Below are 12,982 nucleotides of genomic sequence, written 5' to 3' on the forward strand. Positions count from 1 at the left end.
CCGCGGCGCCCCGACGATCACAGCACTTTGTTGAGGAAGTTAACGGTGCGCGGATGCTGCGGTTGGGACAGCACCTGCCTGGCGTCGCCCTGTTCGACGATCTGCCCGTCGACCATAAACACCACCCGATCCGCCGCTTCGCGCGCAAAGCCGATTTCATGCGTGACCACCACCAGCGTGACGCCCAGATCCGCCAACCCCTTAATCACGTCCAGCACTTCGCCGACCAGCTCGGGATCGAGCGCGGAGGTCGGTTCATCGAACAGGATCACCTTCGGGTTCAGCGCCAGCGCGCGCGCGATGGCGATGCGTTGTTGTTGGCCGCCGGAGAGGTGGCGCGGGTAGGCATCCGCCTTGTGGCGCAGCCCGACGGTATCCAGCAGCTCATAGGCGACCGCCTTCGCCCGCTCGCGGGAGTGAATTTTGTGCACCACCGGCGCTTCGATGATGTTTTCCAGCACCGTCAGGTGCGGGAACAGGTTGAAATTTTGGAACACATAGCCGACGTTGATGCGCTGCCGGAGGATGGCCTTTTCCTTCAGCTCGTACAGCCGGTTGCCCTTGCGGCGGTAGCCGACGTAGTCGCCGTCGATGCGGATAAAGCCCTCGTCGACGCGCTCCAGGTGGTTGATCGCCCGCAGCAGCGTCGATTTGCCGGAGCCGGAAGGGCCGAGGATCACGGTCACGGTGCCCGGCTGCAGCGTCAGGCTGACGTCGTCCAGCGCCTTGTGTTTGCCGAAGAACTTGCTGACGTTGCTGATTTCGATCAGGCCGCGTGCCGGCACCGGGGTGAGATTGCGTACCGGCTGCTCGGGCAAGGCGTAATAATCAATGGCTTCAGACATGTGGGTCTCCTAACGTTTTAGCCAGCCGGCCAGTTTCTGCCAGGGCGTCGGCGGCAATTCGCGCACCGCGCCCCGGGCGAAATAGCGCTCGATATAGTATTGGATCACCGACAGCGCGGTGGTGATGAACAGGTACCAGACGGTGGCGACCATCAGCAGCGGTATCACCTGCTGGGTGCGGTTATAGATAACCTGAATGGTGTAAAACAGCTCCGGCAGCGCCAGCACGTAAACGATAGAGGTGCCTTTCGCCAGGCTGATGATCTCGTTGAAGCCGGTCGGAATAATGGAGCGCAGTGCCTGCGGCAGAATGATACGGAAGGTGCGACGATAGCCCGGCAGGCCCAGCGCCGCCGCCGCCTCGTGCTGGCCGTAATCCACGCCCAGGATGCCGCCGCGGATGATCTCGGCGGTGTAGGCGGACTGCACCAGCGTCAGGCCCAGCACCGCCACGGCGAACTGGCCGAGAATGTCGATGGTGGGAAAGCTGGCGAACACCACGGAGGTGAAGGGAATGCCCAGCGAGATGGCGTCATACAGATAGGAGAAGTTGTACAGAATGATCAGCACCAGGATCAGCGGCAGAGAGCGAAACAGCCAGATATAGCCCCAGGCCAGCGACGCCAGCAGGTAGGAGCGCGACAGGCGCGCCAGCGCCAACAGGGTGCCGAACAGGATGCTGAACAGCGTACCGAGCAGCGTCAGCAGCAGGGTTTGCCCCAGCCCCGCCAGTACCGCCGGCGCGAAGAACCACTCGGCGAACACGCCCCATTCCCAGCGCGCGTTACCCGCCACCGATTGTACGATGGCGGCCAGAATAAACAGCGAAAACAGCGCGCCGATCAGCCGCAGCGGATAGCGGGCGGGCACCACTTTCAAGACTTCTTGTTTGGACATGTCATGTCTCCTGATACAGATAAAGGGGCCTTAGGCGATTTTCCTTTCCGACGCGCAACAACACGCATCCTCTGCAATCAGGCTTTTGCGGAACGGCAGGCGGCCATCGTAGGGCGGGCGGCTGTAAACCTCGCTGTCGACGGTGGGATCGAACTGCGGCTGATACCCGTTGTTCAGATACAGGCCCACCGCTTCGGGCTGGCGAAAGCCGGTGGTCAGATAGAGCCGGCGATATCCCTGCGCCAACGCCAGCGTTTCCAACTGCTGCAACACCCGCTGTGCCAGGCCCTGGCGGCGCAGATCGCCTCGCGTCCAGATGCGCTTCAGCTCGGCGGTCTGTGCGTCATAGCGTTTGAAGGCGCCCATGGCGATCGGCGCGCCGGCGCGCAGCAGCACGATGAAGGCCCCTTGCGGCGGCGCGTACAGGTCCAGCGCTTCCGGTTCCTGGTCACCAAAATAGTCGCCGTAACGCTGGCGATATTCGCCGAACAGCCCCTCGATCACCGGGGCGATCAGCGGGTCGGTCGGCAGCGTCTGAATGAAAGTGTCTTGCGTCATCGCGCGCTCCTAATCGCCCAGGCCGGGCGGGTTGATTTCCGACTGCGCAAGGCGTTCGACGCTCTCGCCCCAGCGGTTGAGCACCCGATCGTACTGCCCGCCGCGGATCGCGCCGTTCAGCGCTTCGTTCACCGCCTGCACCAGGCCGTTGCCTTTACGGGTGGTGACGGCGATGTGTGCCGCCTTGGGCCAACCGCCTTCCACCGTGCCCGCCAGCCGGGTGCGGCCGTTCAGCGCCGCTTTATAGGCGCCCAGCACGTTCGGCCCGAAGTAGGCGTCGGCGCGGCCGGACTGGATCGCCAGCGTGGCGGCCGCATCGTCGGTCACGTAGATCGGCTGGAAGGGTTTGAGCCCCTGCTGCCGGTTCTGTTTGTCCCACGCCAGCAAAATTGCTTCCTGATTGGTGCCGGAGCCAACGATGATCTTTAATCCGGCGATATCGGCAGGCTGTTTGATCGTCGCGATCTTGCCGCCGGTTTTGACGTAAAAGCCGAGCGAATCGATGCGGTAGGTGGCAAAGTCGAAGCGGGTTTTGCGCTCTTTGGTGACGGTGACGTTGGTGATGGCTGCGTCATATTTGCCGGAAACCACCCCCAGCGGCCAGTCTTCCCACGAGGTTTGCACCACGTTTAATTCAAGCCCCAGGCTGTCGGCCACCAGCTGCGCGATATCCACTTCGCTGCCGATCAGCCGCCGGTTATCGGCGGCGAACAGCGCCAGCGGCGGCGTGTTGAGCGCGGCGATTGCAACGGTGAATTGGCCCGGCTTCACGAAGTGGAAATCGGCCGGCAGTTTGGCGATCGCCTGCGGGTTTTTCGGCGCGTGGATCGGGGTTTCATTGGCCTGTAAATCGATGCCGGTGCCCGCCTGCGCGGCACCGGTCAGGCTCAGCAAGGCCGCCACGAGGGCGGCGGTAACGGTTTTCTGCATAGCGGATATCCCTGAAAACGATCTTATTATTGGGTGAATCTGTTCAACGGGCGCTTCAGGCCCAGGTGCTCGCGCAGCGTATCGCCGTGGTACGCCTGACGGAACAGGCCACGCTGTTGCAGGATGGGTACCACCCGATCGACGAAGTGGCCGAAGGCGCTGGGCGTACCGCCGCTGATGATGAAACCGTCGGCGGCTTCACCGTCGAACCAGCGTTGCAGACCGTCCGCCACCGCTTCCGGCGTGCCGCTGAACACCGGGCGCGGCGAGGCGGCTTCCTGCGCCACCTGGCGCAGCGTGAGGTTACGTTCGCGGGCGCTGCGCTTGATGGCGTCGGTAGTGCTGCGGAAGCTGTTTTGCCCCAGATCGCCGATGTCCGGGAAGGGGGCGTCCAGCGGATGGCGGGAAAAGTCGTAATGCTCGAAGTAGCGGCCAAGATAGTTGAGGGCGTTCTCAATGCTGACCAGGCGGGCGGTCTCCTGGTACTGGCGCTCGACGTCCGCGTCGTCGTCGCCGACGATCACGCTGACGCCCTGGAAGATGCGCAGGTCGTCCGGCTCGCGCCCCTGTTCCACCAGCTGCCGCTTCACGTCCTGATAAAAATTCTGCGCTTGTTCCAGCGTGTCGTGATGGGTGAAGATCGCATCGGCGTGTTGAGCCGCCAGCCGTTTGCCGTCTTCGGAGGCGCCGGCCTGGAACAGGATCGGGCGCCCCTGCGGCGTGCGGCCGATGTTCAGCGGCCCCTGCACCGAGAAGAACTCTCCCTGGTGATTGAGGGTGTGTAGCTTGCCGGTGCGGAAGAATTCGCCGCTAGCCTTGTTGCGCACAAAGGCATCGTCTTCCCAGGAATCCCACAGCCCTTTGGCGACGTCGAGAAATTCGCCGGCGATGCGGTAACGCAGGCTGTGTTCCGGGTGTTCGGCGCGCGAGAAGTTTTTGGCCGAGCCTTCCAGCGGCGACGTCACCACGTTCCAGCCGGCGCGGCCGTTGCTCAGGTGGTCGAGGCTGGCGAACTGGCGGGCGACGGTGAACGGATCGCTGTAAGAGGTGGAAAGGGTGCCTACCAGGCCGATTTTATCGGTGGCGGCGGCCAGCGCGGCCAGCAGGGTGAGCGGTTCGAAACGATTAAGAAAATGCGGAATGGATTTTTCGTTGATATATAACCCATCGGCGACAAACACGAAATCGAATTTCCCCTGTTCGGCTTTTTTCGCCGAGGCGATATTAAATTCGAGGTTAATGCTGGCGTCGGCGGTGGCATCCGGGTGGCGCCAGGCGGACATATTTCCCGATGCGCCGTGCAGAATGGCGCCCAGCCGTAGTTGCCGTTGATTATTCGCGTTGTCGCTCATCGTGATTATCCTGTCATGCGCCGCAGAGGCGCGCGGTGTCTGATGGGTTCACTATTGATGAGCGGTGGCGGGATGTAAAACAACAAAACAGCATATTCAAATGTTGAAAATTGCAAATATCACGGCGAGCGAAAATAATAATCCCCGGCGCGGTATCTGCGGCGTCGGGGAAATACTATTTCACGTTATTCAGGCGTTGCTGAGGGCTTTTTCTGGCGCGGTAGTGAGCTGTTGCAGCGTGCGTTCCGCCAGCAGCGTGAAATATTGCGCTGCGGGGAACAGGGCGCGTTCATCGGGATTGAAACGCGGATGATGCAGGCCGAACTCGCTGGCAGATCCGATGCTGACGAAGACGCCCGGCACATGATGCAGATACAGCGCGAAATCTTCGCCCCCCATCTGCAACTCCGCCTCTTCGACCCGGTAGCCGGCCTCGGCGGCGACGGTTTTGCTGAACGCCGCCCAATGCGGGTCATTGATCACCGCCGGCGGCCCCGGTTGCCAGCGCAGTTCGGCCTGCGCGCCCAGCGCGGCGGCAACGCCGTCGATCACTTGGCGAATCTTGTCCGGTACCTGGCGGCGCACCGCGTCGCTGTGGGTGCGCACCGTGCCTTCCAGCTCCACGGTTTGCGGCAGCACGTTCCAGGTATTGCCGCCTTCGATGCGCGTCACGCTGACCACCAGCGATTCCAGCGAGCTGAAGCTGCGGCTGGGCAGCGTCTGCAGTGCACCGACGATCTGACTGGCGGTGACGATGGTGTCGACGCCCTGTTCCGGTTTGGCAGCGTGGGCGCCCTTGCCGGTGATGAGGATCTGGAAACGATCGACGTTGGCGTAGAACGGCCCGGCGCGGGTGGCGAAGGTGCCGGTGGGCAGCTCCGGCGCATTATGCAGGCCAAACACCGCCGCGACGTTATCCAGCGCGCCGGCGTCGATCAGGTGCCGGGCGCCGTTGAAGGTCTCTTCCGCCGGCTGGAAGAAGATGCGCACCGTGCCGGGCAGGTCGGCCTCACGCGCTTTGAGCAGGTGTGCGGTGCCGAGCATCACCGAGGTATGAAAGTCGTGGCCGCAGGCGTGCATCACGCCGCTGTTTTGCGAACTGAAGGGCACGTCGGCGATTTCGTCGATCGGCAGAGCATCAATGTCGCCGCGCAGGGCGATAATCGGCCCCTTGCCGCTGCCGATCTCCGCTACGACGCCGGTTTTCAGCGCCAGCGGCAAAATACGAATGCCCGCCTCTTCCAGCCAGCGGGTCAGCCGGGCGGTGGTGGCGAATTCGTGATTGGAAAGTTCCGGGTTTTGGTGCAGCTCACGCCGATAGGCGATGATTTTGTCTGCCAATTGGCTGGTCATAGGCTTGGCTCACAGTGGGAAATAAACCCTAACCCTAGTGCAGGGACCGCCGAAGCAAAAAGACCATCTGGTTATATTTCATAGCGATTGCGTCTGCATGGGGGCGTCAACGCTGGGGGAAGCGGGCGAGTTTGGGCGTTCGCTCGTTGTTCGCCGGCGCAGGGAGAGGTTTGGCCTGGAACGGTAACGTATCGCAACCGGTGCAATCCATTTACACCGGACAACACGGATTTTTTCACTCTTTATCGGATTTCTGTGATCGCGGTGGTGGACAAAATCCTGCCTGCTTGCTGTACTGTAATCGACACAGGTTTTGTGTCTTTCATTCACGTTAAAGGTAAGTTTGATGTCTAAGATTAAAGGTAGCGTTAAGTGGTTTAATGAATCCAAAGGCTTCGGTTTCATTACTCCGGAAGATGGTAGCAAGGACGTTTTCGTCCACTTCTCTGCCATCGTTAGCAACGGTTTCAAAACGCTTGCTGAAGGCCAGCGTGTAGAATTTGAAATCACGAACGGTGCCAAGGGCCCATCTGCCGCTAACGTTACTGCTATCTAAGCTGCGTAGCTGAATTTCTTAAAACCCGCTCATTGAGCGGGTTTTTTATTGGGCGCGTTATGCGTCGTTGCGGCGGGCCAACAGGCCGAACAGCAGGATGGCGATGGCGTAACAGCCGACGATGGTCAGCGCCATCGACAGGCCCGAGGTACCGCCCAGCCCGGTGAGCGGCACGGCGCAGGCGCCGAGGGCGAACATGCACACGCCGATCAAGGCCGAGGCGCTGCCCGCTTTGTCTCCCTGGCTTTGCATCGCCAGCGAAGAGGCGGTCGGGCCGACGATGCCGATCACCGCTACCGAGAAGAACAGCGGCACCAGCAACACGACCAGCGGCGCATGCAGCGCGGCGGCCAACAGCAGCAACAGCGACGCGACGGCCGCCAGCGTTAACCCGCCCCTCAATACCCGGCGTTCCCCCCAACGCGAACTGAGACGGCTGGCCAGCTGTGCCGCAATGATCAAGCCGACGCCGTTAATGGCGAAGCATAGGCTGAACATCTGCGGGCTGAGGCCGTAGATCTGCTGCAAGACGAAAGGCGAGGCGCCGATATAGGCGAACATGCCGGCCATCACGAAGCCCTGTGTCAGGCACAGGCCCATGAAATAGCGCTGGGTCAGCAACCCGCCGAGCGACATCAGCATCGCCAGGATACCGCCCTGGCTGCGGCGCTCGACCGGCAGGGATTCGCGCAGCTTCAGCGCCGACAGGCTGAACAGCAGCACGGCGATGGCCGCCAGCACGCCGAAGATGCCGCGCCAGTTCATCACCTGCAGCATCACGCCGCCCAGCACCGGCGCGACGATCGGCGCCAGGCCGTTGACCAGCATCAGCAGGGCGAAGAAGCGGGTCAGCTCATGGCCGGCATACAGATCGCGGGCGATGGCGCGGGAGATCACCGCGCCACCGGCGCCGGCGATGCCCTGCAGCAGACGAGCGATCAGCAGTTGGTCGATGCTGGGCGCGAGGGCACACCACAGCGAAGCGCCCAGCAGCAGGATCAGCGACAGCAGCAGTGGGCGCATGCGGCCCAGTTTGTCGCTGTAAGGGCCGAAAATCAGCTGGCCGACGCCCAGGCCGAGCAGCCCGGTGGTCAGGCTGAGCTGCGCGGCGGCGGTAGAGGTATTCAGCTCACCCGCCATTTCCGGCAGGGCGGGCAGGTAGAGATCGGTGCACAGCGGCCCCAGCGCGGCCAGCAGGCCAAGCACGACGGCGTACACCAGACGTTGTCTGGCTAAGTGTTTGGTCATGGGAGATTAGAGTTTCCTGAACAGGTGAGAAATGGCCTGCTGATACAGATCGCGCAGCAGGGACGCATCGGCTTTTTGCGTGGTAAGGATACGGTAACCGGTGCCTTCGCTCATGACGGCGATAAATTCCACCCGCGCGGCGATCTCTTCCGTGCTGAAATGGGGAAACAGCTGCTGCAGGTTGTGGCACACGTGGCGAAACAGCCGCGCTTCCGCGTCGCTGAGCAGTTTGGCCACCACCGGATTGCGCGTGGCCTCGGCGGTCACTTCCAGCATCAGCATATGGTCGGTTTCGCTCTCGCCCGGCTGCTGGAACAGCGTGCGCTCCGCCAGCACGCCGGCGATCAGATTGATGTGATCGCCAAGGTTTTCCAGCCGCTGCATCTTGCTGGCGATGATGCGGTTGACGATCTCCTCGATAATCGCGTCTTTATTGGCGAAATAGCGATAGATTTGGCCGACGCTGAGCTGTGAGCCCTGGGCGATTTCCGCCATGCTGGCGGCGTGGAAGCCGTGGCGGCGGAAGCTGATTTTCGCCGCTTCGACGATCTGATCGCGGCGGGCCTGCACCTTAGCCTGTTTACTGTCGTTGGGGGAGAGCATCTGCCCGATCCTTTGCTACGCGTGAGCCGGGTTCACATTTTGGGTGTGAACGTTCATTCTCAATTGTAGTGTAATCGGCCGGAAAGGCGCAAGATGAATGCGTGCTGCGGGGAAAAAGGCGCTTATGCGAACAGGTAGGATTTGATAAAGGCGGCGACGATCAGCACGCACAGCGCAACGGCAATCGCTTCGGCGGCGGTTTTCGGCAGGCTAAACATAGCGGTTTCTCATCCAGTCAGGAGTACTGGATGAGATTATGCGCATGCAAGATTAAGGAAACATTAAGGGCTTAGCGCCCGTTGACCCACATCACCAGCATAAAGGCCAGCAGCGTCATCGCCAGCGAGCCGGCCAGGTTGAGCAGCATGTTGGCCAGCGCCCAACCGAAGCGGCCATCCTGCATCAGGTACACCACCTCCAGCGAAAAGGTGGAGAAGGTAGTCAGGCCGCCGCAGAATCCGGTGGTAATCAGTAATTTCCAGGTGGGATCCAGATGCGTCATGCGGGTGAAAATCGCCATCGCCAGACCGATGATAAAACCACCGATCAGATTGACCATCAGCGTACCGAGCGGAATGTGGGCATTCAGCGGATTCATTTTCATGCTTACCGCCCAGCGCAAAACGCTGCCGACGCCGCCGCCGATAAATACGGCCAGTAAAGAACTCAACATGGGGCAACTACCTTTCAATCAGAGAAATTCACGGGACTCGGAAAGGGACAGGCGTAACGCTACGCGCCTCTCTCCGAGAGGTTACGTAGACATCATCAGCCTGTGAAGGCGGTTAGGGAGGAATGTCATCTCCAGCGTGCCGCACGGCCTTTTTTGCCGTACCCGGTGGATGTTACACCTAACGCCATCTATTTTGTAGTATCGACACTCTGCGAGGTCACCCTATGCAAATCAGAACGGCGCGCCTGAGCGATCGCCATGCTATCGCCGAATTAATGACGGCGTTGGATTATCCCGGCACCGAGGCGTTTCTGACGCAGCGCATGCAGCAACTGTTGGCGCATCCGGATGAGGCGCTGCTGGTGGCGATGGACGGGGAGCAGGTGTTGGGCGTGTTGTCGCTGCATTTCCTGCCGCAGCTGGCGTTGGCCGGCGACATTGGCCGCATCAGCTATTTTTGCGTCGATGACCGAGCGCGCGGCGCGGGCGTAGGCCGGCGGCTGCTGGCGGAGGGCGAGGCGCTGGCGCACCGTCGCGGCTGCGATCGGTTAGAGGTCCATTGCCACAGTCGCCGCGAGCGGGCGCATGCGTTTTACCGGCGCGAAGGCTTTGTCGAAGCGCCGAAGTATTTTGCCAAGTTATTAAGTCAGTAAGTTACTCCCCTGGCGGCACTGCCGTTTCCAACCGGTTGCGGCCATTATGCTTCGCCCGATAGAGCGCACCGTCGGCCGCTTTCAGCCAGTCAAGATAGCCGCCCAGCGCGGGGTGGTAGTTAGCGATGCCTGCGCTGATCTGCAGCCGCAGCTGCGGCGCCTCCTTGAAACTGACCGCGTCCAGCCGCTGCTGGATGCGGTGCAGGACGATTTCCGCCTGTTCGGCGTTAGTGTTCGGCAGCACCGCGCCAAACTCGTCGCCGCCGTAGCGCCCGACGATATCCACGTTGCGCAAACCGATCAGCAGCTCTTCCGCCAATACCGCCAGGGCTTCATCCCCCAGCGCGTGGCCGAAGGTGTCGTTGATGGTTTTGAAGCGATCGATATCCATCAGGATCAGCGTGGCGTTGTCCTGGTAGCGGCGGCAGCTGTCGAACTGGCGATGCAGCAGGTGCTCCCAGTGGCGGCGATTATACAGGCCGGTTAGTCCATCGCGGGTGCTGATGCGCTGCAGCTCCTGTTTCTTTTCCGCCAGCCGCTTGGCGGTGCGGTAGGTCACCAGCCCGAGCAGCGTCGGATACAGGTAGATCATCGGCAGGCACAGATAGATTTGCAGCGGCGTGCTGTGCGGGTGGAACGGGAAGCCGAGCAGCGCGCCGGTGAGCATCGCCGTGGCCAACTGAATCGCCAAGCCTTTGACAAACAGTGCCTTACCGGCCGAAGCGATGTTGTTCATGCTCATCATCGACAGGATGACGATCGCCGGCAGCGCGTTGAATGCCATCATCGCCGCCCAGAAGCCGCCGAAGGCGGAGTCGATCAAGAGGTTGCGGATCTCGGCTTTGAACGGATCTTTGGCGCGGTAGGCCAGGCGATAGGCCAGATGCGGCCAGAGAAAGCCGTGAAAGGCCAGCAATAGCCAGACCGCCGCGGGCGGAGCCAAGGGATAGAGCGCGGCGCAAACGCAGATAAACCCGAGCCCCAGACCGGCGACGCGGGGCAGATAGGTGCGTTTGGCGAAGCTGAGGCCGGATTTTCGGGCATCGAAAATGGGTGGAGCAATATACATCCGGCATCTCCCTGATAAGTATCACGGCAGCGTATCATGCGGGTGATAAACTAAGAATAGTCTGGGATTCACGCCGTGAGGCCGCGTGGCATTCCTGCGACGGATCTCACTCTGTTACATGTTGCGGTTGTGCGAACTGGGGGAAAGTCGCTAAATATTCGCAGGCAAGGTCAGTTTTTCTCGCTGTTCACACAGCGCTCTATGATAAGAAGGTGAGTATGGAAGGTATCAGCATTACCAAACTTCTGGTGATTGCAGTGTTGGTGATTTTACTGTTCGGCACCAGCAAACTGCGTACGCTCGGCGCCGATCTTGGCGCGGCGCTGAAAGGCTTTAAAAAAGCCGTGGGCGACGACAGCACGCCGCCGGCCGCCGGCAACAGCACCGCCGAGAGCCAGTCCGCTCAGCAGAGCGTCGAAAAGAAAGACGTTTAATTCCGTCTGGTGACGCACAATAAAAAAACGGATGCCTTACGGACATCCGTTTTTTGGCGTTTCCGCCGTCTTTAGCGTAACAAACTATTACGCGTTATTTCACTTCCATCCCTTTGGCCTGCAGATCGGCGTGGTAAGACGAACGCACGAACGGGCCGCAGGCAGCGTGGGTGAAGCCCATCGCCATCGCTTCTTCTTTCATTTCGTCGAACTCGGCCGGGCTGACGTAGCGCTGCACCGGCAGGTGGTGACGGCTTGGCTGCAGGTATTGGCCCAGCGTCAGCATGGTCACGCCGTGGCGGCGCAGATCGCGCATCACTTCGACGATTTCCGCGTTGGTTTCGCCCAGGCCGACCATCAGGCCGGATTTGGTCGGGATATCCGGGTGAGCTTCTTTAAAGCGCTCCAGCAGCTTCAGCGACCACTCATAGTTGGCGCCCGGGCGCACCTGGCGGTAGACGCGCGGCACGTTTTCCAGGTTGTGGTTAAACACGTCCGGCGGCGTGGCGGTGAGGATCTCCAGCGCGCGATCCATACGGCCGCGGAAGTCCGGCACCAGCGTTTCAATTTTGATGTTCGGACTCTTGGCGCGGATGGCCGAGATGCAGTCGGCAAAGTGCTGAGCACCGCCGTCGCGCAGGTCGTCGCGGTCAACCGAGGTGATCACCACATAACGCAGCGCCATGTCGGCGATGGTTTGCGCCAGCTTTTCCGGCTCGTTAGCGTCTGGCGCGATCGGGCGGCCGTGGGCCACGTCGCAGAACGGGCAGCGGCGGGTGCAGATAGCGCCGAGGATCATAAAGGTGGCGGTACCGTGGTTGAAACACTCGGACAGGTTAGGGCACGAGGCTTCCTCACAGACGGAGTGCAGGCCGTTTTTACGCATCGCGGCTTTGATGCCCTGAATGCGCGTTGAGTCGGCAGGCAGTTTGATCTTCATCCACTCGGGTTTACGCAACAGCTCCTGCCGTTCGGTGACCACCGTTTTGACCGGGATCAGCGCCATTTTGTCAGCATCGCGGTATTTGACGCCGCGTTCCATCTGAATTGGTTTACTCATAATCGTGCAGGTTCCAGTTACGAAGCTCGACCGTCTGGTAGCCGAGTAAATGAACAAATTCCTGTACCAGGATTGGGTGTATGTCTTCAATGCCAACGCCGGGCGCCAGCGCGCTGACCTGCGTCATCTGCATGCCGGCGTAACCGCAAGGGTTGATGCGTTGGAAGGGGCTGAGATCCATCGCCACATTCAGGGCCAGGCCGTGGAATGAGCTGCCTTTGCGGATCCGCAAACCCAACGAACAGATTTTCTGCTCCCCCACATACACGCCAGGCGCATCCGGACGGGCGCGCGATGCGAGGCGAAAGTGGGCGAGGGTGTTGATAACCGTATCTTCTATCGCCGTGACCAATTGACGCACGCCGACCTTGTTGCGTTTCAGATCGACCATCACGTACATCACCTGCTGACCCGGGCCGTGGTAGGTCACCTGGCCGCCGCGATCGCTCTGGACCACCGGGATATCACCGGGCATCAGCACATGCTCGGCTTTGCCGGCCTGGCCTTGGGTGAACACCGGGTGATGCTGTACCAGCCACAGTTCGTCCGGCGTAGTCTCGGTACGACTGTCGGTGAAGTTATGCATGGCTTGGGATACAGGCGCGTAGGGCTGCAACCCCAGCTGACGCAAAATGATCTTGTCTGGTTGCAAAAGAGTCATCGTCAGGTTACAGAAGTGGTAAAGCCATTATACCGGGCGCTCCGGCTTGCGGCCAGCCTTTCGCTGACCAAAAATGCGCAACCCGGGAAG

The 12,982-nt window shown here is 60.9% G+C and carries 15 protein-coding genes and 1 riboswitch; of the genes, 3 read left to right on the forward strand and 12 right to left on the reverse strand.

Annotated features, from left to right (window positions below; translation table 11 throughout):
* Window positions 1-17 precede the first annotated feature (17 nt).
* From ACJ8IL_RS04230 to ACJ8IL_RS04255, 6 genes are all read right to left on the reverse strand, one after another.
* On the reverse strand, window positions 18-845 hold the full coding sequence (locus ACJ8IL_RS04230) for an amino acid ABC transporter ATP-binding protein (RefSeq protein WP_025301825.1): 828 nt from the start codon (window positions 843-845) through the stop codon (window positions 18-20).
* Between the two features lie 9 nt (window positions 846-854).
* Window positions 855-1,742: an amino acid ABC transporter permease gene (locus ACJ8IL_RS04235; RefSeq protein ID WP_019454099.1), complete on the reverse strand. Its 888-nt coding sequence runs from the start codon at window positions 1,740-1,742 to the stop codon at window positions 855-857.
* Between the two features lie 30 nt (window positions 1,743-1,772).
* Window positions 1,773-2,300 (reverse strand): GNAT family N-acetyltransferase, encoded by a 528-nt coding sequence (locus ACJ8IL_RS04240; protein WP_043135734.1) that lies wholly within the window; start codon window positions 2,298-2,300, stop codon window positions 1,773-1,775.
* A gap of 9 nt (window positions 2,301-2,309) precedes the next feature.
* Window positions 2,310-3,230, reverse strand: coding sequence for an ABC transporter substrate-binding protein (locus ACJ8IL_RS04245; RefSeq protein WP_043135736.1), 921 nt, complete (start codon window positions 3,228-3,230; stop codon window positions 2,310-2,312).
* Between the two features lie 26 nt (window positions 3,231-3,256).
* Window positions 3,257-4,582, reverse strand: a complete 1,326-nt coding sequence (locus tag ACJ8IL_RS04250; protein WP_442516360.1) for an LLM class flavin-dependent oxidoreductase — start codon at window positions 4,580-4,582, stop codon at window positions 3,257-3,259.
* 189 nt (window positions 4,583-4,771) lie between these two features.
* Window positions 4,772-5,935 carry a M20 peptidase aminoacylase family protein gene (locus tag ACJ8IL_RS04255; protein ID WP_442516361.1) on the reverse strand — a complete coding sequence of 388 codons (1,164 nt, stop codon included), beginning with the start codon at window positions 5,933-5,935 and terminating at the stop codon, window positions 4,772-4,774.
* A 346-nt stretch (window positions 5,936-6,281) separates the two neighbouring features.
* Between ACJ8IL_RS04255 and cspE the strand changes: the two genes are divergently transcribed.
* Window positions 6,282-6,491, forward strand: coding sequence for a transcription antiterminator/RNA stability regulator CspE (gene cspE, locus ACJ8IL_RS04260; RefSeq protein WP_004940030.1), 210 nt, complete (start codon window positions 6,282-6,284; stop codon window positions 6,489-6,491).
* Between the two features lie 57 nt (window positions 6,492-6,548).
* On the opposite strand, the gene ACJ8IL_RS04265 is transcribed toward cspE, so the two are convergent.
* From ACJ8IL_RS04265 to crcB, 3 genes are all read right to left on the reverse strand, one after another.
* Window positions 6,549-7,739: a multidrug effflux MFS transporter gene (locus ACJ8IL_RS04265; protein WP_141997451.1), complete on the reverse strand. Its 1,191-nt coding sequence runs from the start codon at window positions 7,737-7,739 to the stop codon at window positions 6,549-6,551.
* A gap of 6 nt (window positions 7,740-7,745) precedes the next feature.
* Window positions 7,746-8,342: a TetR/AcrR family transcriptional regulator gene (locus tag ACJ8IL_RS04270; RefSeq protein ID WP_442516362.1), complete on the reverse strand. Its 597-nt coding sequence runs from the start codon at window positions 8,340-8,342 to the stop codon at window positions 7,746-7,748.
* 289 nt (window positions 8,343-8,631) lie between these two features.
* Complete coding sequence (gene crcB / locus ACJ8IL_RS04275; protein ID WP_004940022.1) at window positions 8,632-9,015, reverse strand: fluoride efflux transporter CrcB; 384 nt, start codon at window positions 9,013-9,015, stop codon at window positions 8,632-8,634.
* 79 nt (window positions 9,016-9,094) lie between these two features.
* A riboswitch (Fluoride riboswitch) is annotated at window positions 9,095-9,157 on the reverse strand.
* Window positions 9,158-9,239: 82 nt separating this feature from the next.
* Between crcB and ACJ8IL_RS04280 the strand changes: the two genes are divergently transcribed.
* Entirely contained in the window at window positions 9,240-9,668 is a 429-nt protein-coding gene (locus tag ACJ8IL_RS04280) for a GNAT family N-acetyltransferase (RefSeq protein WP_442516363.1), read from the forward strand.
* Window position 9,669: 1 nt separating this feature from the next.
* Here ACJ8IL_RS04280 and ACJ8IL_RS04285 read toward each other — a convergent pair whose 3' ends face one another.
* Complete coding sequence (locus ACJ8IL_RS04285; RefSeq protein ID WP_442516364.1) at window positions 9,670-10,737, reverse strand: diguanylate cyclase; 1,068 nt, start codon at window positions 10,735-10,737, stop codon at window positions 9,670-9,672.
* Window positions 10,738-10,955: 218 nt separating this feature from the next.
* On the opposite strand from ACJ8IL_RS04285, the gene tatA reads away from it, so the two are divergent.
* Window positions 10,956-11,171 carry a Sec-independent protein translocase subunit TatA gene (gene tatA, locus ACJ8IL_RS04290; RefSeq protein ID WP_025301834.1) on the forward strand — a complete coding sequence of 72 codons (216 nt, stop codon included), beginning with the start codon at window positions 10,956-10,958 and terminating at the stop codon, window positions 11,169-11,171.
* Window positions 11,172-11,265: 94 nt separating this feature from the next.
* On the opposite strand, the gene lipA is transcribed toward tatA, so the two are convergent.
* Window positions 11,266-12,231, reverse strand: coding sequence for a lipoyl synthase (gene lipA / locus ACJ8IL_RS04295; protein ID WP_025301835.1), 966 nt, complete (start codon window positions 12,229-12,231; stop codon window positions 11,266-11,268).
* Window positions 12,224-12,892: a lipoyl(octanoyl) transferase LipB gene (gene lipB, locus ACJ8IL_RS04300; protein WP_015376934.1), complete on the reverse strand. Its 669-nt coding sequence runs from the start codon at window positions 12,890-12,892 to the stop codon at window positions 12,224-12,226. The genes lipA and lipB overlap by 8 nt, the downstream gene beginning before the upstream one ends.
* Between the last annotated feature and the right edge of the window lie 90 nt (window positions 12,893-12,982).

Source organism: Serratia sp. CY47444, from assembly GCF_052168635.1.
Lineage (GTDB): Bacteria > Pseudomonadota > Gammaproteobacteria > Enterobacterales > Enterobacteriaceae > Serratia > Serratia bockelmannii.